The organism is Micromonospora humi (genome assembly GCF_900090105.1).
Taxonomy (GTDB): domain Bacteria; phylum Actinomycetota; class Actinomycetes; order Mycobacteriales; family Micromonosporaceae; genus Micromonospora; species Micromonospora humi.
In genome coordinates, this window is sequence record NZ_FMDM01000016.1 from 74,493 (window position 1) to 98,490 (window position 23,998).

21 protein-coding genes are annotated in these 23,998 nt (G+C 73.6%); 9 read left to right on the top strand and 12 right to left on the bottom strand.

Annotated elements, in window-relative coordinates; all coding sequences use genetic code 11:
* Positions 1–4: 4 nt before the first annotated feature.
* The 3 genes from GA0070213_RS25965 to GA0070213_RS25975 all read left to right on the top strand — a co-directional run bounded on the left by GA0070213_RS25965 (position 5) and on the right by GA0070213_RS25975 (position 3,923).
* Complete coding sequence (locus GA0070213_RS25965; protein WP_091070249.1) at positions 5–2,005, top strand: ATP-binding protein; 2,001 nt, start codon at positions 5–7, stop codon at positions 2,003–2,005.
* Positions 2,002–3,165: an acyl-CoA dehydrogenase family protein gene (locus tag GA0070213_RS25970; RefSeq protein ID WP_091070252.1), complete on the top strand. Its 1,164-nt coding sequence runs from the start codon at positions 2,002–2,004 to the stop codon at positions 3,163–3,165. The genes GA0070213_RS25965 and GA0070213_RS25970 overlap by 4 nt, the downstream gene beginning before the upstream one ends.
* A gap of 71 nt (positions 3,166–3,236) precedes the next feature.
* Positions 3,237–3,923, top strand: a complete 687-nt coding sequence (locus tag GA0070213_RS25975; RefSeq protein ID WP_091070255.1) for a hypothetical protein — start codon at positions 3,237–3,239, stop codon at positions 3,921–3,923.
* Positions 3,924–3,986: 63 nt separating this feature from the next.
* Here the strand turns inward: GA0070213_RS25975 and GA0070213_RS25980 are convergent, their stop codons facing one another.
* From GA0070213_RS25980 to GA0070213_RS25990, 3 genes are all read right to left on the bottom strand, one after another.
* Entirely contained in the window at positions 3,987–5,042 is a 1,056-nt protein-coding gene (locus GA0070213_RS25980) for a hypothetical protein (protein WP_091070258.1), read from the bottom strand.
* Positions 5,039–5,980: a transporter substrate-binding domain-containing protein gene (locus tag GA0070213_RS25985; protein WP_091070260.1), complete on the bottom strand. Its 942-nt coding sequence runs from the start codon at positions 5,978–5,980 to the stop codon at positions 5,039–5,041. Before GA0070213_RS25985 ends, GA0070213_RS25980 begins: the two co-directional genes overlap by 4 nt.
* Before the next feature lie 125 nt (positions 5,981–6,105).
* Positions 6,106–7,890 carry an alpha/beta hydrolase gene (locus GA0070213_RS25990; protein WP_091070262.1) on the bottom strand — a complete coding sequence of 595 codons (1,785 nt, stop codon included), beginning with the start codon at positions 7,888–7,890 and terminating at the stop codon, positions 6,106–6,108.
* A 237-nt stretch (positions 7,891–8,127) separates the two neighbouring features.
* Here GA0070213_RS25990 and GA0070213_RS25995 point away from each other — a divergent pair, with 237 nt between their 5' ends.
* Positions 8,128–8,529, top strand: coding sequence for a hypothetical protein (locus tag GA0070213_RS25995; protein ID WP_245716551.1), 402 nt, complete (start codon positions 8,128–8,130; stop codon positions 8,527–8,529).
* Here the strand turns inward: GA0070213_RS25995 and GA0070213_RS26000 are convergent.
* The 7 genes from GA0070213_RS26000 to GA0070213_RS26030 form a co-directional block, all read right to left on the bottom strand.
* Positions 8,516–9,991, bottom strand: coding sequence for a serine/threonine-protein kinase (locus tag GA0070213_RS26000; RefSeq protein WP_091070264.1), 1,476 nt, complete (start codon positions 9,989–9,991; stop codon positions 8,516–8,518). The genes GA0070213_RS25995 and GA0070213_RS26000 overlap by 14 nt on opposite strands.
* A 30-nt stretch (positions 9,992–10,021) precedes the next feature.
* On the bottom strand, positions 10,022–10,492 hold the full coding sequence (locus GA0070213_RS26005; RefSeq protein WP_091070266.1) for a hypothetical protein: 471 nt from the start codon (positions 10,490–10,492) through the stop codon (positions 10,022–10,024).
* Between the two features lie 108 nt (positions 10,493–10,600).
* On the bottom strand, positions 10,601–14,179 hold the full coding sequence (locus tag GA0070213_RS26010; protein ID WP_091070268.1) for an adenylate/guanylate cyclase domain-containing protein: 3,579 nt from the start codon (positions 14,177–14,179) through the stop codon (positions 10,601–10,603).
* Positions 14,176–14,976 (bottom strand): MBL fold metallo-hydrolase, encoded by an 801-nt coding sequence (locus GA0070213_RS26015; RefSeq protein ID WP_091070271.1) that lies wholly within the window; start codon positions 14,974–14,976, stop codon positions 14,176–14,178. The genes GA0070213_RS26010 and GA0070213_RS26015 overlap by 4 nt, the downstream gene beginning before the upstream one ends.
* Before the next feature lie 118 nt (positions 14,977–15,094).
* Positions 15,095–15,556, bottom strand: a complete 462-nt coding sequence (locus GA0070213_RS26020; protein WP_091070282.1) for a RidA family protein — start codon at positions 15,554–15,556, stop codon at positions 15,095–15,097.
* Positions 15,557–15,561: 5 nt separating this feature from the next.
* Positions 15,562–15,717, bottom strand: a complete 156-nt coding sequence (gene sp36, locus GA0070213_RS26025; RefSeq protein ID WP_013289021.1) for a Sp36 family protein — start codon at positions 15,715–15,717, stop codon at positions 15,562–15,564.
* A gap of 62 nt (positions 15,718–15,779) precedes the next feature.
* Positions 15,780–16,226 carry a hypothetical protein gene (locus GA0070213_RS26030; RefSeq protein WP_091070284.1) on the bottom strand — a complete coding sequence of 149 codons (447 nt, stop codon included), beginning with the start codon at positions 16,224–16,226 and terminating at the stop codon, positions 15,780–15,782.
* A 335-nt stretch (positions 16,227–16,561) separates the two neighbouring features.
* Here GA0070213_RS26030 and GA0070213_RS26035 point away from each other — a divergent pair, with 335 nt between their 5' ends.
* The 3 genes from GA0070213_RS26035 to bagB are packed head-to-tail and all read left to right on the top strand — an operon-like array spanning position 16,562 to position 19,371.
* Positions 16,562–17,167 carry an Rv0361 family membrane protein gene (locus tag GA0070213_RS26035; RefSeq protein WP_091070287.1) on the top strand — a complete coding sequence of 202 codons (606 nt, stop codon included), beginning with the start codon at positions 16,562–16,564 and terminating at the stop codon, positions 17,165–17,167.
* 26 nt (positions 17,168–17,193) lie between these two features.
* Entirely contained in the window at positions 17,194–18,168 is a 975-nt protein-coding gene (gene bagA / locus GA0070213_RS26040; protein ID WP_091070290.1) for an ATPase BagA, read from the top strand.
* A gap of 54 nt (positions 18,169–18,222) precedes the next feature.
* Entirely contained in the window at positions 18,223–19,371 is a 1,149-nt protein-coding gene (gene bagB / locus GA0070213_RS26045; RefSeq protein WP_175441498.1) for an ArsA family ATPase, read from the top strand.
* Between the two features lie 21 nt (positions 19,372–19,392).
* Here the strand turns inward: bagB and GA0070213_RS26050 are convergent, their stop codons facing one another.
* Positions 19,393–19,713: a WhiB family transcriptional regulator gene (locus tag GA0070213_RS26050; RefSeq protein WP_091070295.1), complete on the bottom strand. Its 321-nt coding sequence runs from the start codon at positions 19,711–19,713 to the stop codon at positions 19,393–19,395.
* A gap of 389 nt (positions 19,714–20,102) precedes the next feature.
* Here GA0070213_RS26050 and GA0070213_RS26055 point away from each other — a divergent pair, with 389 nt between their 5' ends.
* On the top strand, positions 20,103–22,535 hold the full coding sequence (locus GA0070213_RS26055; RefSeq protein ID WP_091070424.1) for a penicillin-binding protein: 2,433 nt from the start codon (positions 20,103–20,105) through the stop codon (positions 22,533–22,535).
* 66 nt (positions 22,536–22,601) lie between these two features.
* On the opposite strand, the gene GA0070213_RS26060 is transcribed toward GA0070213_RS26055, so the two are convergent.
* On the bottom strand, positions 22,602–23,057 hold the full coding sequence (locus GA0070213_RS26060; RefSeq protein ID WP_091070297.1) for a GatB/YqeY domain-containing protein: 456 nt from the start codon (positions 23,055–23,057) through the stop codon (positions 22,602–22,604).
* A gap of 25 nt (positions 23,058–23,082) precedes the next feature.
* Here GA0070213_RS26060 and GA0070213_RS26065 point away from each other — a divergent pair, with 25 nt between their 5' ends.
* The gene (locus tag GA0070213_RS26065) at positions 23,083–23,976 is read left to right on the top strand and encodes a metallophosphoesterase (protein WP_091070299.1); all 894 of its coding nucleotides are present in this window, start codon (positions 23,083–23,085) and stop codon (positions 23,974–23,976) included.
* Positions 23,977–23,998: the final 22 nt, after the last annotated feature.

Genomic DNA, 23,998 nt, shown 5'->3' on the forward strand with positions numbered 1-23,998 from the left:
GGGAATGATTACGAGACTTCTCGTGGCCAACCGGGGGGAGATCGCCCGCCGGGTCCTCGCCACCTGCCGGGCGCTCGGCGTGGCCACCGTGGCCGTGCACTCCGACGCGGACGCCGACGCGCCGTTCGTGGCCGAGGCCGACCAGGCGGTCCGGCTGCCGGGGAACACGCCCGCCGAGACGTACCTGCGCATCGATCTGATCCTGGACGCGGCCCGCCGGTCCGGCGCGGACGCCGTCCACCCCGGCTACGGCTTCCTCGCCGAGAACGCCGAGTTCGCGGCGGCGGTGACCGACGCCGGCCTGACCTGGGTGGGGCCGACGGCGAAGGCGATCGCCGCGATGGGCGACAAGATGGCCGCCAAGGCGCTGCTCGCCGACGCGGGCGTGCCGATGCTGCCCACCTGGACCGACCCCGACCAGGTCACCGACTTCCCGGTGCTGGTGAAGGCCAGCGCGGGCGGCGGCGGCCGGGGCATGCGCATCGTCCGCGACGCCGCCGGGCTGGCCGAGGCCGTCGCGGGCGCGCGCCGCGAGGCGGCGGCGGCGTTCGGCGACGGCACGGTCTTCATCGAGCGGTACGTCGAGCGCGGCCGGCACGTCGAGGTGCAGATCTTCGGCGACACCCACGGCACGGTGGTGGCGCTCGGGGTGCGCGACTGCTCGATCCAGCGCCGGCACCAGAAGATCGTCGAGGAGGCGCCCGGGGTGCTCCCCGACGACGTGCGCGAGCGGCTGCACTCCGCGGCGGTGGCGGCCGGGCGGGCGGTCGACTACGTCGGTGCCGGCACGGTGGAGTTCCTGCTCGCGCCGGACGGGCAGGTGCACTTCCTGGAGATGAACACCCGCCTCCAGGTGGAGCACCCGGTCACCGAGCTGACCACCGGGCTGGACCTGGTCCGGCTGCAACTGCTGGTGGCCGAGGGCGAGCCGCTGCCGGTGTCGGCGACGCCGGCCGCCGAGGGCCACGCCATCGAGGTGCGGCTCTGCGCCGAGGAACCGGCCCAGGGTTTCCGCCCGGCCACCGGCACGCTGCACCGGTTCGCGATCCCCGGGGTCGACGCCGAGTTCGGACCGGCCCGCGGGCTGCGCCTGGACTCGGGCGTGGTGGACGGCTCGACGGTGAGCGTGCACTACGACTCGATGCTGGCCAAGGTGGTCGCCTGGGCACCCACCCGCGCCGAGGCGGCCCGCGCCCTGGCCGGCGCGCTGGCCCGGGCCGAGCTGCACGGCGTCGCCACCAACCGGGACCTGCTGGTCCGGGTGCTGCGCAGCGGTGAGTTCGCCGCCGCCGAGGTGGACACCGGGTTCCTGGAGCGGCACCCCGAGGTCTTCGAGCCGCTGCTGCCGGCCGACCGGGTTCCGCTGGCCGCGCTCGCCGCCGCGCTGGCCGGGGCCGCCGCGCGCCGGGCCGCCGCGCCGGTGCTCGCCGGGCTGCCGTCGGGCTGGCGCAACGTGCCGGCCGTCCCGCAGGTCACCCGATTCACCGACATCGAGATCAGCTACCGCCTCACCCGCACCGGCGCACTCGCCGAGTGGGAAAGGCGGGGCCCCCGGTTAACGGATTCGGTAGAGGAGGGGGCCCCGCTTAACACCGAAACCCCAACGGTGGAGCTGGTGAGCGCCGCGCCGGAGCGGGTGGTGCTCGACGTCGACGGGGTGCGGCACGCGTTCCGCGTACACCGGGTGGGTTCGTCGGTCTTCGTGGACGGCCCGGACGGGGCGGCGAGCCTCACCGAGCTGCCGCGGCTGCCCCGGCCCACGGCGGCGCTGGCGGCCGGATCGCTGCTCGCGCCGCTGCCCGGCGCGGTGACCCGGGTGCACGTCGAGGTCGGCCAGCGGGTCGCCGCCGGCGACCTGCTGCTGACGCTGGAAGCGATGAAGCTCGAACATCCCGTGCTCGCCCCGGCCGACGGTGTGGTGGCGGAGCTGCCGGTGCCGCCCGGCGGTCAGGTGGAGACGGGCGCGGTACTGGCCGTGGTCGACCCCGAGGAGGACCCGCAGTGAACTTCGACCTCACCGAAGAGCAGGACCAGCTACGCGACGCCGTCCGGGCGCTGGGCCGCAGGTACGGCCACGACTACTTCGTCCGCAAGGCCAAGGCCGGTGAGCACACCACCGAGCTGTGGCACGAGGCCGGCCGGCTCGGCTACCTCGGCGTCAACATCCCCACCGAGTACGGCGGTGGGGGCGGCGGCATCACCGAACTGGCGCTGGTCTGCGAGGAGCTGGCCGCCGCGGGCTGCCCGCTGCTGCTGCTCGTCGTCTCCCCCGCCATCGCGGCCACCGTGATCACCAAGCACGGTACGGAGGAGCAGCGCAAGCGTCACCTGCCCGGCCTCGCCGACGGCTCCCAGAAGATCGTCTTCGCGATCACCGAACCGGACGCCGGCTCGAACTTCCACCGGCTCGGCACGGTGGCCCGCCGCGACGGCGACGACTGGCTGCTCTCCGGCCGCAAGGTCTACATCTCCGGCGTGGACGAGGCCGACCACGTGCTGGTGGTCGCCAGGACCGAGGACTCCTCGACCGGGAAGCTCAAGCCGGCGTTGTTCATCGTGCCCACCGACGCGCCCGGGCTGGAGAAGTCCAAGCTGGACATGGAGATCCTCTCCCCGGAGAACCAGTTCCTGCTCTACCTGGACGACGTCCGGCTGCCCGCCGACGCGCTGGTCGGCGAGTCGCTCGACGCCGGCCTGCCGGCGCTGTTCGCCGGCCTCAACCCGGAGCGGATCACGGTCGCCGCGATGGGCGCCGGCACCGGCCGGTACGCCATCGAGAAGGCGTCCGACTACACCGCCACCCGCAAGGTCTGGGGCGGCCGGTCGATCGGCTCCCACCAGGGCGTGGCGCACCCGCTCGCGCACGCGGCCGTGCAGGTGGAGTTGGCCCGCCTGATGATCCAGAAGGCGGCGGCGCTCTACGACGCCGGCCGCGACCTGGAGGCCGGCGTCTCCGGCAACATGGCCAAGTACGCGGCCGGCGAGGCCGCCGCGCTCGCCGTGGACACCGCCGTCCAGGCGCTCGGCGGGGCCGGCATGACCACCGAGTACGGCGTGGCGACGCTGCTCGGCGCGGTGCGCGCCGGCCGGATCGCCCCGGTCAGCCGCGAGATGATCCTGAACTTCGTCGCCCAGCACGTCCTCGGCCAGGACAAGTCCTACTGACCGTCCACGTCCGCCCCGCCGCCGCACGGAACCCGTTCGACGCCGGCGGCGGGGGCGGGGAGACTGGCGGGGTGTGGGCGGGTGAGGTGGAGCGGGCGGGCGAGCGGCTGTACGCCGTCTTCGCCCGGCACCCGATGCCCCCCGACATGGCGGCGTGCGACCACTGCGTCGACCCGGCCGACGTCGACCGGTTCCGGCGCACCCCGCTGCGCGCGCTGACCCCGGAGCAGCTCGGCAGCTACCTCGGCAACTCGGGCACCTGGGGCGACGGGAGCGAACTGCCGCACCTGGTGCCCCGACTGCTGACCGCGTACGCGGGCGGCGAGATGACCGACTGGTGGTGGCCGGCGACCGTGACCCGCCGGATCGGCGAGCAGTGGGCGGACTGGACACCGGCCGAGCGGGACGCGGTCGAGGACTTCCTCCGCGACTGGTGGCGGAGGACGTTGACCTCGTGGCCGTCGACATGTCCGGCGGAGGAGGTGCTGGACGCGGTGGCCGCACTGGGGCTGAACATCGACCCCTACCTGGCGGACTTCGCCGAGTTGTCGGGCGAGGCGCCCATCCGCCACCTGGCGGAGGTCGTGCGGTGGTCGGCGCCGGACGAACGATCCGGGTGGGAGCTGGCGCACTGGTTGGCCTCCGACGTCCCGGCCGATCTGCTGTGGACGGCGGCGGTGGCCACTGCGGGCAGCCCGCTCGGCGACGAGCTGGCCGAGGCGGGGGACCTGGCCGACCTGCTCCGGAACACGCGCTGACCAGGTCGCTTGCCGACTCCGGGGCAGGCCCGCGTCGGGCGTCGGGTGCCGGCCGCGCGACGGTCAGTCGACCGTGCGGCAGGCGGCGTCGATCCGGTGGACCGGGCGGACCCGACGGCCCAGACCCCCCAACAGCGAGTCCTCCACGTGGAAGTCGCGCACCCGGAGCTGCCGCCGGGGCAGCTCGTCCTCGCTCGGGCAGAGCACCTGCGCGCGTACCAGGCCGATCGGCAGGTAGCGGACGCCGCCGCGCTCCTGGAGCAGCACCACGTCGACGTCGTCCACGGTGACCACGTGACCGCGGACGTCCTCCATGACGCCGGGCGACGACTCGACGGTGGTCACGGTCAGCGGCAGCACCGGCGTGGTGATCACCGGCAGCGCCGCCCAGACCAGCATGGCCAGCACCGCCGCCTCGGTGATCGAGGCGAGCGGTCGGGTCACCGCGGCCGGCAGCGGGCCGGTCACGAAGAGCGCCACCACCGGGGGTACGACCAGCAGCATCAGCGCGAGCGTCTCGCCCTGCCGGACGGCGTCGAGCAGGGTGGGCGCGAGCAACCACAGGTATCCGGCGAAGCCGGCGGCGAGCAGCAACAGGCGCGGTGCCCGCTGCTCGTGCAGCCGCTCCGGGCTGAGCTGGAAGGCCGCCACGAACGCCGGGAGCAGCAGCGGCAGGTAGAGCAGTGGCCAGGTGACCAGTGCGAGCAGGAAGCTGGCCACGGCGAACCAGGCCGGCGTGCTGTCCACCCAGCGGGCGAAGAGCGGGCGGCGCGTGCCCGGTGGCATCCGCTCCACGCTGACCCGCAGCACCGCCCCGAGCGCGAAGATCGCGACGAGCGCGGTGGAGAGCAGCGCGGCAGCCGTGGTGAGGAAGCCGGCCAGCAGGTTCACCGTGCCGACGTTGGCCACCAGCAGCAGCGTGGTCTGCAACTCGCCGCCCGCCTCGACACCGAGCCGGAGCACCGAGAAGACGGCCGGCACCCCGACCACCGCGGTCCAGAAGGACTGGGTGGCCCGGGCACGCCGGGCGTCCGGTTCGGCGGGCGGCGGTACGGGCCGGGGCGCCTGGACGTCACCGGCCGGCGCGACGCTCGCCGGCGGGGCCGTCGGGGCGGTCATCGCCGGGGTGCCTTGTCGTCGAAGTCGACGAGCTTCGGCACGTGCAGCGGCTGCGGTTGGGACTTCTCGGCCTTGAGCCACGGCCCGAGCGTGCGGTTGTAGGCGGTCAGCCAGGGACTGCTGATGCCGTCCCGGCCCTCCAGGTAGCTCTTCTGGAGGGCGAACGCGACCAGGTCGCGCAGCGCCGGGTCACCGATCGGCACCCCGATGCCGAGCAGCTCGCTGGTGCCGAACGGCATGTCGACGATCTCGAACTCGGTCGGGTACTGGGAGAGGAAGCCGGCCAGGATGGTCTCGTCGGAGCTGACCGCGTCGTAGCGGCGTTCCCGGATGCCGCGGACGCAGTCGCCGACGGTCTTCACCACGTACGCGCGGACCTGGTGCTTCTCCAGCTCCGCCTCGGTGGTGGAGCCGCCACTGGTGCAGATCCGCAGCTCCGGCCGGCGCAGGTCCTCGATGGTGCGGATGCGGTCGCGCAGCCGCGTCGGCACCATCACCTCCTGGGTGGTGACGAAGTAGGGCCCGGCGAAGCTGATCAGCTTCTCCCGTTCCTCGGTCATCGAGAAGCTGGACACGACCAGGTCGACGGTGCCGCCCTGGAGCGCGGGGATGCGGTCCTCGGTGGCCAGCGCCACCCACTGGATGCGCTGGTCACCCTGGAAGCCGAGCGACGCGGCGATGTAGCGGGCGATCTCGACGTCGAAGCCGACGTGCGCGCCGTCGCGCAGGGCCCCCATCAGCGGCTCGGTCTCGGATATCCCGATCTTGATCTTCGCCTGACCGTCGACGTGCGACTCGTGCAACTTGTCGAGGACCGAGGGCAGTGGCGGTTCGCGACGGTTGTCGCAGCCGGCGGCGGCGGCCAGGGTGAGCGTCACCGCCACGGCCAGCGTGGTGGCGAGCGAGCGGAGCCGGTGGCGGGGAGAGACCTCGGGCATCGGGCACCTCGATCACGGACACGACGACGGGGCACTCAGAGTAGCCGCCACCACACAATGGGCTGCGTTCCTGTCGGCCCGGGGTGCGGCGGGCGCCCGATCACCCGCCGCACCCCGGGGGTCCGTCAGCGGACGGTCAGCGTGCCGACCGCCGGCCGCGGCGTGGCCACCGGCGGCAGCCGCTTCGGCTCGCCCCGGCCCGGCTCGCCGGCGCGGGCCAGCTCGCTCTTCGAGGAAGCCGCCCGGTCGGCCGACGGGTCGTCCTGGAACGGCTGGGAGTCACCGACGCAGAGCGTGCCCTTGGCCGGCGGCTTGCCGGTGAGCAGGTAGGTGTCGATCCGGCTGGTCACGCACGCCGAGGTGCCGTACGCGGTGTGCCCCCAGCTGTCGCTGCTCAGCAGCCGGCTGTTCGGCAGCAGCCTGGCCGAGCCGACCGCGCCCTGGTAGTTGGTGGCCGGGTCCCAGTAGTTGCCGACCACCAGCACCGGGGCGGCGGTGGTGCGGTTGAACGGGCCGGTGTAGGCGTCCTCGTCACGCACCGTCCAGGTGTTGCGGGCGCAGGGCGCGGTGCCCCAGGCCCAGGCCCGCCCGAAGTACGGTGCCCGCTGGTCCTCCTTGGCCGACAGCGCCGGCCAGGCGTCCGCGCTCTTCGGGTGGTAGGCGTCGGTGCAGTCCACGGTCAGGAACGTCTCCAGCCCGTTGTTGTACGGGAAGTCGTATCCCCGCTGCTGCCGGGCCTTCGCGGCGCGGGCGGCGAGCGCCTTGCGGGCCGCCGCGGTGGCGGCCTTGCCGGCGGCCGGGTCGGTCGCGTCCAGCAGCAGGACGGTGATCTCCACGACGGAAGACCAGCCGTACGGGTCGTAGAGCGCGCCGAGGGTGGCGCCGACGAAGTCGGCGTAGCTGACGGTGTACGAGCCGTAGTCCGGGTCGTCGATCACCGCCGGCTTCTTGCGCAGCCGCTTGGCCACCGTCTCGTAGGCGGCGACCGGGTTGCCCTTGGCGGCCAGCTCGCACTTGTCGGCGCCGACCTTGCCGCACCGGACCAGGATCTCGTGCAGCGCCTTGTAGGCACCGTCGGCGCTGCGCAGCCGGGTCTCCTGGAGCTGGTTGCGGGCCTTGCCCTGGCCGACCCAGGCGTTGGGGTTGAGCACGCCGTCGACGACGAGCGCGCGGAACCGGTCCGGGAACATGTTGGCGTAGTACTGGCCGAGCGCGGTGCCGTAGCTGAAGCCCAGGTAGCTGAGCTTCTTGTCGCCGACCGCCCGGCGCAGCACGTCCATGTCGCGGGCCACCTCGGCGGTGGACGCCGCGCCGGTCAGCGGCTTGCCGGTGGTCGAGCACGCCTTGCCGACCGCCTTGGACGAGGCGACGTACGCCTTCTCCTCGGCCTTCGTCCACGGGAACGCGACGTTCAGCCCGGCGTACGCCCGGGTCTGGTCCTTCACCGACGGGAAGCACTTGATGTTGTCGCTGGCCGCCACGCCGCGCGGGTCGACGCCGACGATGTCGAAGCGGTCGAGCAGGTCGTCGCCGAGGAAGTAGGGTGCGGCGAGCGCGATGTCCGTGCCGGAGCCGCCCGGGCCACCCGGGTTGAGGAAGAGGCTGCCGACCTTGTGCTGCCGGTCGCGGGCCTTGACCCGGAGCAGCGCGACCTCGGTGGTGGCGCCCTTCGGCTTGTCGTAGTCCAGCGGCAGCCGGACCGTCGCACACTCGGCGTAGTCGTAGCAGGCGTACCAGTCGAGCTTCGGCGTGGGTACGCGGTCCACCCGGCGTGCCTCGGCCGTGCTGGTGCGGTCGTACGTGGGCGGTTGCGCTGCCGGCGCGGCGGCCGCGGCGGGCGCGACGGCCGATCCGGCGAGGAGGATCCCGGCGATCCCTGTTGCGGCGAGGGACCGGACTACTCGGGGCATGTGGCTGCCTTCCGGTGGGGAACAGATCCGTCGAGGAGACCTCGACCCTCGTCACTCTAGGGATCGACGGCCATCGGAGGGGCCCCGCAAAAGCGGACCGATGCGGCAAAAGGCCAATGGGCGTAACGAATTTTTCTTGATCGACGCTTTTCGCGATCCTCTGTGGAACGGATCAGTGACGGGAAGCCGTCCCGGGCCGGCGGTTGACAGGCCGGCCTGCTGGGCCATGCTTGTCGGGTGAGTTCGTTCCCGAGGTCGAGTGCGCGGACGAAGGCCCTCGTCGCCTCCGTGGCGACGGTGGCCGCGCTGGTGACCCTGGCGGCCTGGCGGCCGCCCGGCATCCTGTCGGTCGTGCTGGCCCTGGTCTGTGTCGTGCTCGGCATGGTCACCGGGGTGACGATCACCGCCGCCCGGCAGCCCGGCGGCGGTGGCGTCGAGACCCCGCGGGCCCAGGGCTGGCCGGCCCCCGACCCGGGGTACGGGGTGGACGCCGACACGCTCGAGGCGATCGACCCGCGCGCGGTGCGGAACCTGCGCACCCCGGCCGGTCACCCGGTCGACGCGGACACGCTGGAGACGCTCGACCCGAGGTCGGTGCGGCAGCAGCAGCGGGCCGGGAACGGGCTCAGCGACCGGTGAGGGTGGGGCGGGCGAGCGCGTTCACGCCCTGCCCGGCCAGGCAGCGATAGGTGCGGTCGGCCTCGGTGTCGGCCGGCGGCAACACTTCGAGGTTCCACCCGGTCGCCTTCTCGACGCCGCTGACCAGGCGGAACGTGCCGGTGTTGCAGACCTTGCGGACGGCCGGGTCGGCGGTGACCGCGTCGTGCGCCGCCCCGGCGAGCGCGGCCGGCAGGTCGCCGGCCGCATAGGTCTCCCAGGTGTGCTGACCGTCGCACGGCACCCGGCTCGCCTCGGCCCGGTCCCGGCGCAGCCGCACCGGGCCGTAGCACTCCAACTCGGACCCGCAGCGCGCCCCGGCCGGGAGCCGGACGTCGGCCGACGCGCACCCGGGCAGCGGCGTCGCCCCGGCCACGCCGGTGGCCGGCACGGTCGGCGAGACCGCGGGCGGCGGCCCGCCGGCCAGCCAGGCGCCGCCGGCGGCGGAGGCGGCCAGTGCGAGCACGCCGGCCCCGCCGAGGAACCAGCGCCTCGGCCAGCGCCGGCTCCGGGTCGGCACGGTCGGGTGGTCGTCCTTGGCGGGCTGCCGCGGGCTCGGCCCGCCGGTTCGGCCGTACGGGCCGCCGGTGCCGACGAACGGGGTCGTCGGGGCGGCCGGGTCGAGCGGGAGCGCGGCGAGCATGCCGCGCAGCTCGACGGCGGAGGGACGCTCACCCGGGTCGTTGGACATGCCCAGGCGCAGCACGTCGATCAGTTCCTCGGGCACCCCGGGCAGGCCGGGAATCGGCTGCTGGAACATCTCCAGCACCGTGACCAGGCTCGGATTGCGCTCGGACTGCCAGCGCGGGGGGCGGCCGTGCATCACCGCGTAGAGTGTGGCGCAGAGCGCGTACACGTCCACGGCCGGGCTGGGCGGGCTGTGGCTGAACATCTCCGGCGGCGCGTACGCCGGGGTGAGAACCTCCAGCGTGACCGAGGCGTCGCGCACCTCGGCCAGCACCGCCAACCCGAAGTCGGCGAGCACCGCCGAGTTGAACTCGGAGTGCAGGATGTTGGCCGGCTTGACGTCGCGGTGCAGCACGCCGGCCGCGTGCGAGTGGGCCAGCGCGTCGGCGATCTTCACGCCGAGGTCGCGGGTCTCCGCCGCGTCCAGCGGTGAGGTACGCATCCGTTCCGCGTACGAGCCGTCGCAGAGCTCCATGATCAGGTAGGGGTGCTGGTCGACGGTGACCCCGACGTCGAAGAGGTCGACCACGTGCGGGTGCGACGACATCCGGCCGGCGGCTCGGGCCTCGCGCAGGAACCGGGCCTGGTCGCGCTCGCTGTCCAGCGTCCGGTTCTCGACCTTGACGGCCACCTCACGCCCCACCGAGATCTGGGTCGCCCGGTAGACGGTGGCGTAACCACCCCGGGCGAACACCTCCAGATCGGTCAGACCGGGCACGATGGGCAGCCGCAGGGCGCCGGGCGGGGTCTCGGTCACGGCTCGAAAATACCCAACGGTCCCGGTCGGTCAGCGCGCCGCGTCGGAGGCCGGCACCGGCACGGAGTCGCCCGACCCGGTGGGGACGGTCGGATCGGCTGTCGCCCGGCGCGCGTCCCACCACAGGCCGGCGGCGGTCGCCAGCGCGCCCAGCCCCTCCCACGCGGCCACCCCGAAGAACCGCCCCGGCGCCACGTCGGAGAGCACCGCGATGGTGAACACGGTGAACGTCACCAGCCGGAACCAGACCGTGAAGCGGTAGAACGGGCGCCACTCGGTGGCCACCGCGAGCAGGTAGTAGACGCCCATGTTGAACGAGGCCATCGAGGCGGCGGTGAGGAACGTGCCGGTGTAGTCGCCCGGCGCGCGCTCGGCCGGCACCTCGAAGCCGAGCAGGCGCAGCTGGGTCTCCGGCCAGATCAGGCCCAGCGCGCCGAGCAGCAGCGCCAGCAGCCCGAAGACCGCGATCGTCCAGCCGGCGCCGGAGCGCGGCAGCCTCATCGTCCCTCCTCATGCACCCGCGGTGGCGCTCGCCCACGCGCGCCGCCGCCCCACGCTATCCGCCCGCACCGTCGAACACATCCCCGGAACCGGCAGAACCGGAAGTGCTCAGCCGGCGCGGAGGCGGGCCCGCAGCGCGTCGGCGGCGGCCCGTTCGCTGCGCTGCTCGGTGGCGTACGCCAGGCGCACCGCCTCCTCGGCACTGGCCAGCGCCTCGACCGGACGGCCGCAGGCGTCCAGCGCCTCGGCCAGCACCAGTCGCGCCACCACCTGGCTCCGGACGTCCTCGGCCGGGGCGGAGATCGCCCGCTGCGCCCAGTCCAGCGCCTGCTCCCGCTGGCCGTGCGCGAGCAGCGCGCCGGCGTACCGGGCCATCGTCTGGCGCCGGGAGAACAGCAACGAGGGCGCGTCGGCCGCCCCGGTGGCCACCGGGGCGAGCAGCCCCACCGCGGTGCCCGGGTCACCGGCCGCGACCCGCGCCATGGCCAGCAGCACCCGCGGCGCGACCTGGGCCGGCGCCTGCGGGTTGTGCGGTTCCACACTGGTCAGCACCGAACGCGCCTCCCGCTCGGCGGTCTCGCAGTCGCCCATCTCCAGCGCGACGAAGCCGCGCAGCGTGCCGGCCATCCCGGTGAGCAGTGGGTGGGTGGTGCGATCGGCGTACTCGAGGGCGTCGCAGAACAGGTCGGCCGCGTGTTCCGGCTCGCCCAGCCCGCGCGCCACCACGCCGCGCACCACCAGCGCGAAGCCCTGCCCCCAGTCGTCACCCACCTCGGCGAAGTCCCGGTACGCGCGCCGCGCCGCCCGGTCCGCCTCGGCCAGGTCGCCCAGCTCGGCCGTGGCGTACGCCTCGACCGCCCGCAGCGTGCCCACCGCCCACGCCTCGCCGACCCGTTCCCCGAACGGCAGGAACACCCGGGCCAGCCGACACGCCTCCCGCAGCCGGCCGGCGAGCAGCCGGGCGAACGCGGTGGTGCCGCGCAGCCAGGCCCGCCCGTACGGGTCCTTCAGCTCGGCGAAGAGCCGGGCGGCCCGGCCGAGCACCGCGTCCGTGCCGGCGAAGTCGCCCCGGGTGGTGGTCACCCAGGCCAGGTTCTGCAACGACCACGCCTGCCCGCGCGGGTCCCGGGCGGCGAGACTGACCTGGTAGGAGGCGGCCAGCCGGCTGCTCGCCTGCCCGAGCCGGCCGGCGATGAAGTCGGCCATGCCGAGCCGGCGCATCGCCGAGCCGCGCACGGTCGGCAGGTCCGCGTCGGTGGCGACCTGCAACGCCTCCTGATAGCTGCGCTCGGCCCGCTCGGCGTCGCCCAGGGTCTGCTGGGCCTGCCCGGCGAGCAGCAGCGCGGCGGCCCGGGTGGCCGGTTCGCCGGCGTTCGCGGCGATCTTCTCGGCCGAGGCGAGCGCGTCGGCCGGACGGCCGATCTGCAACAGCGCCCGGGCGTGCACCACCCGGTCGGCCGGGGGCACCGCGCCCCGGGCCAGCTCGGCCGCGCGTTCGGCGTACTCGACGGCGAGGGCCGGCTCGCCCACCCGCAGCGACCGTCGGGCGGCCCGGCCCAGCGCGGCCACGCCCAGGTCGGCGACCGCCCGGGCCGGCGCGTCCGGGCGGAGCTTCACCGCGTCGGCCAGCACGGTCGCCCGCTCGACGTGCTCGGCGACGAAGTCGTCCCGGGCCGCCTCGGTGAACCCGCCCGCCGGGGCGCCGGCCGGGGACACGCTCTCCGGCGCGGCCCAGCGCGCCAGCGCGGCGTGCCGCTCGGCCAGCTCGGCCTTGCTCACCCCGGCGTACGCGGCCTCCCGCATCAGCGGGGTGGCGAAGGCGAAGCCGGTGCGCGTGCGGTGCAGCATGCGGCGTTGCAGCAGTTCCTCGACGGCCCGCTCCCACTCGACCGCGGCCACCGCGGCGGGTCGACCGTCCCGCCCGGCCCGCTGCTCGCGCAGCGCCTCCAGCGCGCCGGCGACCGCGGCGTCGCCGACGACCGCGGCGTCACGCAGCACCGAGCGGGCGTCCGGCGGCAGCGCGTCGATCCGCGCGGCGAGGACGGCGGCCAGGTCCCGGGAGAGCAACCGGCTGCCCAGCGAGCCGGGAGCCAGGCGCCAGGACACGTCCGCGCCGCGGCCCGGGCCGGCGGTCAGCGCCCCGCGCTCCATCAGCAGCGTGACCAGCTCGGCCAGGTAGAACGGGTTGCCCTGGGCGGTGGCGAGCAGCCGGTCGGTGTCGGCCTGGGGCAGCCGGCCCCCGGCCAGATAGCTGGTGAGCAGCCGGGCCGCGTCCGCGCCGCGCAACGGCGGCAGCGCGTGCACCTCGGCGTCCGCGAGCCGGGTCAGCGCGCCGGCGGTCCGCACCAGTTCGGGGCGGCCGAGCAGCAGCACCAGCACCGGGCCGGCGAGCCGGTTGAGGGTCAGCGCGAGCGCCTTGACCGTCTCGGCGGTCGCGTCGTGCAGGTCGTCCACCACGATCACCATCGGCGCCTCGCCGGCGAGCGCGCTGAGCAGGTCCGCGACCGCGTTCGGCACCGCCTCGGCGTCCGGTGGCGCGGTGGCGGCGTTCCACTCGACGCTGTCCGCGGCGGGCGGCAGCTCGGCGTACCCGAGCAGGGCCAGGAGCTGGTCCACGGCGATCGGCGGCGGGTCGCCGGGGAGCCGGGCGAGGCGCTGGCCGAGCCGGCGCAGCCGCTCCTCGACGGCCGGCCGGGTGACCGCGGTGGCCGCGTCGTTGGGCAGGCCGACGGCGGCGCGGACCAGGTCGGCCAGGGGCGCCAGCCGGCGCCGCTCGCCGAACGCGGCGCAGCGGACCGAGAGCACCCGGGCGCCGGTGTGCGCCGCGTACCGGCCGGCGCCGACGTCGTAGCCGGCGGCGAGACGTTCCACCTCGGCGGCGAACCGGGACTTGCCGATGCCCGCCTCGGCGGTCATCAGCAGCACCCGGGGCTCACCCCGGTCGATCACCTCGGCGAGCCGGCCGGCGACCCGACCGATCTCGGTCTCCCGGCCCACGTAGGGCGCCTCGTCGCCGAGACCGGACCGGGTGCCCGGCGCGTCCAGCAGGCCCAGCAGCTCGTACGCCTCGACCGGCTCGCGCTTGCCCTTGAGCCGCAGCGGGCGCAGCGCCCGCCAGGAGGCGACGTGCCGGGTCGCGGTGGAGGTCCGCGCGCCGGCGTAGATCGCGCCGACCGCGGCGGCGTCGGCGAGCCGGGCGGCGGTGTTCACCGTGTCGCCGATGACCGTGTACTCGATCGCGGCCTGGATGCCGGCGATGACGTCGCCGGTGTTGAGCCCGACCCGCAGGCCCAGCGGCGCGCCGCCGCCCCGCTCGTCGTCGAGCACCCGGCGGACGGCCCGCTGCATGGACAGCGCCGCCCGGACCGCGCGCTCGGCGTCGTCCTCGTGCGCGACCGGCGCGCCGAAGACCGCCATGATCCCGTCGCCGGTGAGCTTGTCGACGTGCCCGCCGAACGTCTTGACCGCGCCGGCCAGGGCGGCGAGCACCCGGTCGGTGACCGCGCCGACCCGTTCCGGGTCGAGGTCCTCCGACCAGGAGGTGAATTCGGAGAGGTCGCCGAAGAGCACGGTGACCACGCGGCGCTCGGCGGCCGGCAGGGTGGCCGCGGCCGGCAGCGCCGCACCGCAGTTGTGGCAGAACCGCGCGCCGGGCACGGCGACGGTCCCGCACACCGGGCAGGTCACGGCTGCTCCACCCCGAGGTGTTCGAGCTGGGCGCGGACCGACCACTCGGCGGCCCACCACAGCGACCGGTCGACGTCGGCGTAGACCACGGCCACCACCTCGGGCGCGGTGGTGGCGCCGGCGGCCACGGCGGCGCGTACCTGGTCGAGCCGGGCCCGCCGGTGGGCAAGGTAGAAGTCGGCCGCCGCGCCGCAGTCGGCGAGCGCCGGGCCGTGGCCCGGCAGCGCCGGAATCCCGCGGTACGTCGAGAGCAGTTCCAGGCTCGACAGGTAGTCACCGAGGTGCCCGTCCGGGTGGGCGACCACGGTGGTGCCCCGGCCGAGGATGGTGTCGCCGGTCAGCACCACCCGCTCGCCGTCGTGCTCGACCAGGAAGCAGACCGAGTCGGCGGTGTGCCCGGGGGTGCTCAGCAGCCGGAGCGTCATCCCGAAGCCGCCGAGGTCCTCGACCGGACCGGTCAGCGGCTCACCGCCGATCGTGTGCGCCGGGTCGGCGGCGAGCACGGGCGCGCCGCCGAGCAGTTCGCTGAGCCGGGGCGCGCCCTCGGTGTGGTCCGGGTGCCCGTGCGTGATCAGCACGAGCCCGACCGGCCCGTGCGCGGCGATCGCGGCCAGGTGCTCCTCGTCGGCCGGCCCCGGGTCGACCACCACGGCCGGCGCGTCCGGGCCGGCCCGCAGCACCCAGGTGTTGGTCCCGTCGAGCGTCATCGCCCCCGGATTGGGCGCACGCAGCAGCGACACCCACCCCGGCAGTTCCTCCGCGAGGGCCGCTGCGGCCCCCGTCACACGCCCACCCATGGCAGCGATCGTACGACCCCGCCCGCCATCCCCCGCGATCTTGCAGTTCCGGCCCGGGGTTTGTCCTCGTTCGGGGCTTCTGCCGGGGCGCAACCTGCAAGATCGCGGGGACGGGGAGTTACGCGACCTCGACGATCAGCTCGACCTCGACGGGGGCGTCGAGGGGGAGTTCGGCGACGCCCACCGCGCTGCGGGCGTGCCGGCCGGCCTCGCCGAAGACGGCACCGAGCAGGTCGGAGGCGCCGTTGATCACGGCCGGCTGGCCGGTGAAGCCGGTCGCGCTGGCCACGAACCCGGTCAGCTTCACGATCTTGACGACGTTCTCCAGCCCGACCAGCGCGTCGATCGCGGCGAGCGCGTTCAGCGCACACCGCTCGGCCAGGTCCTTGGCCTGCTCGGCGGAGACACCGTTGCCGACCTTCCCGGTGGCGAGCAGCTTGCCCTCGGCCATCGGGAGTTGGCCCGAGACGTAGACGTGCTGCCCGGACTGGACGGCCGGCACGTAGCTGGCCACCGGCGGCACCACCTCGGGCAGTTCGAGACCGAGTTCGGCGAGCTTCGCGTGGGGTCCGTTGCTCATCTGATCTAGCCCTTCGGGCGCTTCAGGTAGGCGACGAGCTGCTCCGGGTTCGGGCCGGGCACCACGGAGACCAGCTCCCAGCCGTCCTCGCCCCAGTTGTCGAGGATCTGCTTGGTCGCGTGGACCAGCAGCGGAACCGTGGCGTATTCCCACTTCTGCATCGGAGGAAGGCTCCCTTGCCTGGCTTGGACTTCGGTCAGGCACAGCCTACGGTCCGGCGACCTCAGCCGGTCGCGGGACGCTGCTCCGGCGCGGGCGGCTCGCCGCAGGGGCCCAGGTGCTCGTAGCGCTGCGGGCAGCGGCTGCGGTCGGCCAGCAGCAGATCGCAGAAGACCCGGTGCCGGTTGTTCTGGTCGTCGGCGGTGGAGACGGTGGTCTCCCCGGCGTCCAGTTCGGCCAGGAAGCCCAGCGAGGTGGCCACGATGCTGGCGAGCGCGGTAGCCGCCGCCAGGTCGGGCACCCGCACCGGCAGGTGGATGACGTAGCCGGGCTCCTCCTCGTCCCGGCCGCGGCCGGCGGGCCGGACCAGCGTGCGGACCACCTCGACCGGGGGGCGGTAGGAACGCTCGTTGAACGGCGTGCCCGCACCGGGGCCCTCGGCGTCGCCGGGCCGCGCGGCCCGGTCGCCGGGGGGAAACTGGGCTCGGGGAATGTTCTCCGCGTCGCGCATCCGCTGCCTCCGGGCGTCATACCTGCTCACAAGCACCATCGGGCGGCTCGAAGTCCCCCGATCCGGCCACCGCGTCGCGACGAACGTAGGACGCGGCGACCGTCCCGACAACGGGACGCGCATGACTGATCACGTTAAGTCACATATGCGACACAAGGCTGGTCGGGAACGCGACGGCTTTCTCGCGTTCGGCACGCCGTCCACGCGGGGCTGGCAACCGGCCCGCCGACCGCTACCCTTCCGGACTGGGCGCGCGCGGTGCGCACACCCACCACCTCGACCCCGTGCCCGTCGCCTGGGGCGGCGACGGGCGCGCCGCAACCCGGGGGAGATCGATGACCCAACCACCCGCCGGTGGCGCCACCGGCACGCCTGGCGACCCCTTCCCACCACCGTCCTCCGCCGGGGCCACGCCGGCCGGACCCGGCCAACCACCGCTCACCGCCACTCCGGGGCCCGCGCCCGGTCACCCGCCGTACCCGGCCGGCGCGCCGAGGCGCAAACGCCCGACGCTGCTGATCGCCTCGATCGTGCTGGCCGCGGCGGTGCTGCTCTGCGGCGGTGGCGGCACGGTCGCCTTCCTCGCCCTGCGCAACGGCGAGGACGGCCAGGGCGCCAAGGAGCCACAGGTGGCGGTGGACGGCTTCGTCAAGGCGGTCTACCAGGACCGGGACGCCGAGAAGGCGGCCACGTTCGTCTGCTCCGCCGCCCGCGACGACGAGAAGATCGCCGCCAAGGTCGCCGAGGTGCAGAAGTACGCCGGCCAGTACCAGAACCCCCGGTTCCGCTGGACCAACCCGACGGTCGACAACCAGACCGGGGACCGGGCCACGGTCTCCACCCGGGTCACCATGACCACCGCCGACGAGAAGGTCGCCGACCAGGAGCTGCGCTTCACCGTGGTGCGGAAGACGGGTTGGTGGGTCTGCGAGGTCGCCTGATCCCGACGGCTGGTTACGCTCGACGGGTGGCAGCGAGTGAGCAGCCGGCCGAGTCCGCCGGCAGATGGCGGGGCCGCCTGCACGTGGTGACCGGCAAGGGCGGCACGGGCAAGACCAGCGTGGCGGCCGCGCTGGCCCTCGGGCTGGCCGCCGGGGGCCGGCGCACCCTGCTGGTCGAGGTCGAGGGGCGGCAGGGCATCGCCCAGCTCTTCGACACCGACCCGCTGCCCTACGAGGAGCGGCACCTCACCGACGCCCCCGGCGGCGGTGAGGTGCGGGCCCTGGCGGTGGACGCCGAGGAGGCGCTCCTCGAATACCTGGACATGTTCTACAAGCTCGGCGCGGCCGGCCGCGCGCTGCGCAAGCTCGGCGCGATCGACTTCGCCACCACGATCGCCCCGGGCCTGCGCGACGTGCTGCTCACCGGCAAGGTCAAGGAGGCCACCACCCGCAGCGTCGGGTCACGCCGGGCGTACGACGCGGTGGTGCTGGACGCCCCGCCCACCGGGCGGATCGGCCGTTTCCTCAACGTCACGGCGGAGACCGCCCGACTCGCGAAGGTCGGCCCGATCAAGACCCAGAGCGAGGGGGTCTCCGCGCTGCTGCGCTCGCCGATGACCTCCGTGCACGTGGTGACGCTGCTGGAGGAGATGCCGGTCCAGGAGACGCTCGACGCGGTGGCCGACCTGTCCCAGCTCGGCTTCCCGGTCGGCCGGGTGATCGTGAACGGTGTCCGCCCGCCGGTGCCGGCCGGTCGCGCGGTGACCGCGGCCGAGCTGAAGCGGGGGTTGGCCGCCGCCGGCCTGCCCACCGACGCCCGGACCGTGGCCGGCCTCGCCGGGGAGGCGCGCGACCAGCGGGTACGCCGTGAGCTTGAGGACTCGCTCCGCGGCGACCTGGTGGAGCTGGGGCTGCCCCTGACCGAGCTGCCGCTGCTGCCCGACGGGGTCGACCGGGCGGGGCTGGCGACGCTCGCCGACGCGCTCGTCCGGGCGGATTGACTCACACCTGCGGCCGGCACGGAGCAGAGAGCCCCTCGGGACCGATACGCTCGATTGGTGCCTTCCGAAGACGCGGCGCCTCCGCTGGACGTCGACCAGATCCTCGCCGACCCGGGCGTGCGGATCGTGGTCTGCTGCGGTGCGGGCGGCGTGGGCAAGACGACCACCGCCGCGGCGCTGGCGCTGCGGGCGGCCGAGCGGCACGGGCGGCGGACGGTGGTGCTCACCATCGACCCGGCCCGCCGGTTGGCCCAGTCGCTCGGCCTGACCGAGCTGGACAACACGCCCCGCCAGGTCAAGGGCATCGACGTCGAGGCCAGCGGCGGTGAGCTGCACGCCATGATGCTCGACATGAAGCGCACGTTCGACGACGTGGTGCTCCAGCACACCGACCCGACGAAGGCGGCGGAGATCTTCGCCAACCCCTTCTACCAGGCCATGAGCTCCACCTTCGCCGGCACCCAGGAATACATGGCGATGGAGAAGCTGGGCCAGTTGCACGCCCGGGGCGACTGGGACCTGATCGTGGTGGACACCCCGCCGTCGCGTTCCGCGCTCGACTTCCTCGACGCGCCGGCCCGGCTGTCGCGGTTCCTCGACGGCCGGATGCTGCGGCTGCTGCTGGCCCCGGCGCGCAGCGGCGGGCGGAGCATGTTCAGCCTGGTCACGGCCAGTTTCGGGATGTTCTCCAAGGTGGTGCAGAAGGTGCTCGGCGCCCAACTGCTCACCGACCTGTCCGGCTTCGTCGCCGCGCTCGACTCGATGTTCGGCGGGTTCCGGCAGCGGGCCGAGCAGACGTACCGGATCCTGCAGGCTCGCGAGACGGCGTTCCTGCTGGTCGCGGCGCCGGAGCCGGACGCGGTCCGGGAGGCCGCCTACTTCGCCGGCCGGTTGCGTGACGAGCGGATGCCGCTGGCCGGGCTGGTGCTCAACCGGGTGCACGAGCCGGCGGCGGAGTTGGGCGCGGCGGAGAGCCTGGCCGCTGCGGAGCGACTGGCGGGCGTCGGCGGGCACGAGGGCACCGTCGAGGTGCTGCGCGCGCACGCCGCACTGGCCCAGCAGGCGGACCGGGAGCAGCGGGTGGCGGCGCGGTTCACCGAGGCGTTCCCGGCGGTGCCGGCGGTGTCGGTGACGGCGCAGCCCGCCGACGTGCACGACGTCGACGGGCTGCGGACGATCGGCGAGGCGATCAGCCGGCGGTGAACGCGCCGGCCGGCCGGGACGTCAGGTCGCGGTGGTGACCAGGACCTTGTCCTTGCCGGCCTTCTCCTTGGCGTTCTTCCGCATGGCCGCCTCGAACATCTTGCGCCAGCTGGTCACCTGCGGGTGACGGCGCAGCAGCGCCCGGCGTTCGCGTTCGGTCATGCCTCCCCACACCCCGAACTCGATCCGGTTGTCGAGCGCGTCGGCCAGGCACTCGTACCGAACTGGGCAGCTCCGGCAGATCCTCTTCGCCACGTTCTGTTCGGCGCCCTGTACGAACAACGCGTCCGGGTCCCCGTTCTGACACGCCGCCAGCGACGGCCAGTCAGTGATCATGCCCATCTGTACACGTCCCCCCTTGCAGTACCTACCGACTTCGCGCGAGCAGCCCCCGAACTTCCCCCGGTCGTCCGCGCCGGCCTCCCCAGGGCGGCATGGACGACGTGTGACTGCGATCGCCGTCACCATCATGCTGTGTAGTCACCCGATTACGCAACGTTGTCGGCAAAATCCATTGTTCCGGACATTCCCGGCTTCCCGGGCCTTCGCCGCCGTCTACCCGACCCCGGTACGACAAAACGCGGCTGTTTGACGGAACTTCTGTGGATCTCACGCAACCTCGCCCCGGGTGTCGTGCGTTTAGCACAACGAGGCCGGCGCGTGATGGAAATGGGGAAAGTTCCCCGTGCGCCCGCCGATCCCTGCTCGCGTACCCTGTCGAGGTGACCTGGATGCGGAAACGTGACCACAACGTCTTTACCAACGCCGCATCGCTGCTGATCTGCGGCCTGTTGGCCGGTGTGGTGGTCGCCGCGGCGGCCTTCCCCGCGGTGGCGATGTCCGGCCTGGCCGCGAAGGCGGGCGCCGAGACGTTCGGCGCGCTGCCCAAGGAACTGACGGTGGCGCGGGCCCCGCAGATCACCTACGTGTACGCCTCGGACGGCAAGACGCCGCTGGCCACGATGTACGACGAGAACCGCAAGGACGTCAAGCTCAAGGACATCTCGCCGCACATGCGCAAGGCGATCATCGCGGCCGAGGACCACGACTTCTACAAGCACAACGGCGTGGACCTCAACGGCGTGGCCCGGGCGTTCGTCAACAACCAGTCCGCCGGCTCGTCGCGGCAGGGCGCGTCCACGCTCACCATGCAGTACGTCCGGCTGGCCATCTCCTACTCGGCCACCCACCCGGCCGACGTGGTCGCCGCCACCGAGGACACCAGCACCCGCAAGCTGCGCGAGATGAGCCTCGCGCTCCAGGTCGACAAGGAACTCTCCAAGGACGAGATCCTGGAGCGCTACCTGAACATCGCCGCGTTCGGCAACGGCGCGTACGGCATCTACGCCGCCAGCCAGGTCTACTTCGGCAAGCTGCCGAGCAAGCTCGACATCCAGGAGTCGGCGATGCTCGCCGGGCTGGTGAAGGCGCCGACCTCGTTCGACCCGACGACCAAGGCCGGTTACCCGGAGGCGGTCGGCCGACGCGACTACGTCATCCAGAACATGGTGCAGATCGGCGCGATCAACCAGGCCGAGGCGGACGCCGCCAAGAAGATCAAGCTGGTGGTCAAGGACAAGCGCACGCCGAACGGCTGCGTGCAGGCCAACACCAACTCCTGGGGCTTCTTCTGCGACTACTTCTACCGCTGGTGGCTCCAGCAGGAGACGTTCGGCGCCACCTCGTACGACCGCGACCGGCGGTTGAAGAGCGGCGGCTACTCCATCATCACCAGCCTTGACGTGCAGGCGCAGGCGGCCGCCGACAGGGCGGTCCGTAACCATCTGAGCAACAGCAGCAAGGCGGCCCGGATGGTGGCCGTGATCGAGCCCGGCACCGGTCGGGTCCGGGCCGTGGCGGTGAACCGGAAGTTCAAGATCGACGATCCGAAGAACCCGCAGAACAAGCTCTCCAGCGACCCGCGGAAGGCCAAGAAGAAGATCCGGGGCAACTACCCGAACACGGTGAACCCGCTGGTCACCGGCGGCCCGGGCATCGCCGGCTACCAGGCCGGCTCGACCTTCAAGATCTTCACGCTGGTCGCCGCGCTGGAGAAGGGCTACCCGCTCAGCTACAGCATCAACGCGCAGAAGGTGTTCAAGTCCGACTACCCGGTCGAGTTCAACTCCCCGGCCGCCTGCCCGGGCACGAACAAGTACTGCCCGCAGAACGCCAACGAGTCGATGGCCGGCCCGCACAACATGTGGAGCGGCTTCGGCTTCTCGGTGAACACCTTCTTCATCGACCTCCAGCAGCGGGTCGGCGCGGAGAACGTGGTCAAGGCGGCGCAGAAGCTCGGCATCAGCTTCCGCTCGTCCGACGACGCCAAGCTCGCCGCGAACCCGCACCAGTGGGGCGCGTTCAGCCTCGGTGTCTCGCAGACGACCCCGCTGGAGCTGGCGAACGCGTACGCCACGCTGGCCGCCGACGGGAAATACTGCGACCCGATCCCGGTGCAGCAGATCCGCGGGCCGGACGGTGACAAGCTCGACATCGCCAACCCGCACTGCGAGCAGCGGGTCAGCACCGAGGTGGCGCGCGCCGCCGTGGACGCCGCCCGCTGCCCGGTCGGCGACCGCTCCAGCACCTCGAAGTGCGGCACCGCCACCGCCGGCAACGTCCGTGGCATCGTGAAGGCCCCGGTGGCCGGCAAGTCCGGCACCACCGACTCGGAGAAGACCTCCGCCCTGGTCGCCATGACGAAGCAGTACGCGGTGGCCGGCATCATGGCCGACCCGGACTGGGCCCAGACCAACCAGAAGATGGGCCACGACGTGAAGGACGGCATCAACCCGGCGGTCTACGAGACCCTGCGGGACGCCATGAAGGGCAAGGAACGGAAGAACTTCACGCCACCCAACGGCAAGATCGTGATGGGTGACCAGCGCTCGATCCCCGGCGTGAAGTGCCAGACCGTGGACGCCGCCAAGTCGCGGATCAGCGGCGCCGGCTTCGAGCCGGTGGTGTCCAGCAACAAGGTGCCGTCGGAGTGCCCCGCGGGCACCGCGGCCGGCACCAGCCCGGACGGGCGGACCATCAAGGGCGGCGTGGTCCTGATCGAGGTCAGCTCCGGGCAGGGCGCGCCGGGGCCGGGCAACACCGCCGGACCGGGCGGGCCGGCGGTCCCCCCGAACCCCGGCAACGGCCGACCAGGCCGGCGCTGACCGGCAACGACGACGACGGGCGGGCACCCCACCGGGGTGCCCGCCCGTTCCGTGTCGGCGGGTGCGTCAGAGGCCGAGCTGGCGGCGTACCTCGGCGGCGACCCGACCACCCTCGGCCCGGCCGGCCACTGCGGCCTGGGCCGCCTTCATGGCCGGGCCCATCTGCGCCTTGCCGGTGAAGCTGCCCGCGGCGAGCGCCCCCGAGACCAGCTCGGCCAGCTCCTCGTCGGAGAGCTGCTTCGGCAGGTAGCGCTCCAGCACCTCACCCTCGGCGGTCTCCTTGCCGGCCTGCTCGGCGCGCCCCGCGTCGGCGAAGGCGGTGGCCGCCTCACGGCGCTTCTTCGCCTCCTTGGTCAGCACCGCCAGCACCTCGTCGTCGCTGAGCTCGCGCTTCTCGCGGCCGGCGACCTCCGCGTTGCCGACGGCCGCGAGGGCCATCCGCAGCGTCGAGGTGGTCAGCTCGTCGCGCGCCTTGAGAGCGGCGCGCATGTCGGTGGTGAGACGGTCCTTCAGCGTGCTCATGAACGGTGAAACTACCCTGAACACCATGCGAAAGCGCACACTATTCCGGCTCGCGGCCGGCACCGTCGCCGCCGGCGCGGCGACCCTGGCCTACGCGTCGCTCGTCGAGCGCAACCTGTTCACCCTGCGCCGGTACGACGTGCCGGTGCTCCCGACCGACGCCGAGCCGCTGCGGGTGCTCCACCTGTCGGACCTGCACATGATGCCGAACCAGCGGCGCAAGCAGGACTGGGTGGCCTCGCTGGCCGCGCTCGACCCGGACCTGGTGGTGGTCACCGGCGACAACATGGCCGACCCGGAGGCGGTGCCCGGCGTGCTGCGGGCCCTCCAGCCGCTGCTCGACCTGCCCGGCGCGTTCGTGTTCGGCTCCAACGACTACACCGGGCCGGTGCTGAAGAACCCGTTCACCTACTTCCTGCCCGACCGGGAGTACACCGACGGCGTGCCGCTGCCGTACGAGGAACTGCGGGGCATCCTCACCGGCGCCGGCTGGGCGGACCTGAACAACGCCCGCACCACGCTCAAGGCCGGCGGTCGGGAGATCGAGCTGGTCGGCGTGGACGATCCACACATCGAGCGGGACGACTACGACGCGGTGGCCGGGCCGGCCGGCGACTCCGCCGCGCTGTCGATCGCCCTGGCCCACTCGCCGGAGCCGGCCGTGCTGGACCGGATGGCCGCCGACGGCTTCCGGCTGCTCCTGGCCGGGCACACCCACGGCGGGCAGGTCTGCGTGCCCGGCTACGGCGCGCTGGTGACCAACTGCGGGCTGCCCCGATCGACGGCGCGCGGGCTGCACCGCTGGCCCGGCTCGGATTCCTGGCTGCACGTCTCCGCCGGGTTGGGCACGCACCCGACCGCGCCGATCCGCTTCGCGTGCCGGCCGGAGGCGAGCATCCTGACCCTGATCCCCCGCTGAATCGACCCCCGGCAGCGCCGGG

Bases quoted from the DNA above. Each gene is read 5' to 3' on its own strand.
- GA0070213_RS26060 (WP_091070297.1), bottom strand. From the start codon at position 23,057: ATGAGCACGCTGAAGGACCGTCTCACCACCGACATGCGCGCCGCTCTC.
- GA0070213_RS26015 (WP_091070271.1), bottom strand. From the start codon at position 14,976: ATGGGTGGGCGTGTGACGGGGGCCGCAGCGGCCCTCGCGGAGGAACTG.
- GA0070213_RS26035 (WP_091070287.1), top strand. From the start codon at position 16,562: ATGACCCAACCACCCGCCGGTGGCGCCACCGGCACGCCTGGCGACCCC.
- GA0070213_RS26065 (WP_091070299.1), top strand. From the start codon at position 23,083: ATGCGAAAGCGCACACTATTCCGGCTCGCGGCCGGCACCGTCGCCGCC.
- GA0070213_RS26050 (WP_091070295.1), bottom strand. From the start codon at position 19,713: ATGGGCATGATCACTGACTGGCCGTCGCTGGCGGCGTGTCAGAACGGG.
- GA0070213_RS25990 (WP_091070262.1), bottom strand. From the start codon at position 7,890: ATGCCCCGAGTAGTCCGGTCCCTCGCCGCAACAGGGATCGCCGGGATC.
- GA0070213_RS26030 (WP_091070284.1), bottom strand. From the start codon at position 16,226: ATGCGCGACGCGGAGAACATTCCCCGAGCCCAGTTTCCCCCCGGCGAC.
- GA0070213_RS26020 (WP_091070282.1), bottom strand. From the start codon at position 15,556: ATGAGCAACGGACCCCACGCGAAGCTCGCCGAACTCGGTCTCGAACTG.
- GA0070213_RS25985 (WP_091070260.1), bottom strand. From the start codon at position 5,980: ATGCCCGAGGTCTCTCCCCGCCACCGGCTCCGCTCGCTCGCCACCACG.
- GA0070213_RS26005 (WP_091070266.1), bottom strand. From the start codon at position 10,492: ATGAGGCTGCCGCGCTCCGGCGCCGGCTGGACGATCGCGGTCTTCGGG.
- GA0070213_RS25965 (WP_091070249.1), top strand. From the start codon at position 5: ATGATTACGAGACTTCTCGTGGCCAACCGGGGGGAGATCGCCCGCCGG.
- GA0070213_RS26055 (WP_091070424.1), top strand. From the start codon at position 20,103: ATGCGGAAACGTGACCACAACGTCTTTACCAACGCCGCATCGCTGCTG.
- sp36 (WP_013289021.1), bottom strand. From the start codon at position 15,717: ATGCAGAAGTGGGAATACGCCACGGTTCCGCTGCTGGTCCACGCGACC.
- GA0070213_RS25980 (WP_091070258.1), bottom strand. From the start codon at position 5,042: ATGACCGCCCCGACGGCCCCGCCGGCGAGCGTCGCGCCGGCCGGTGAC.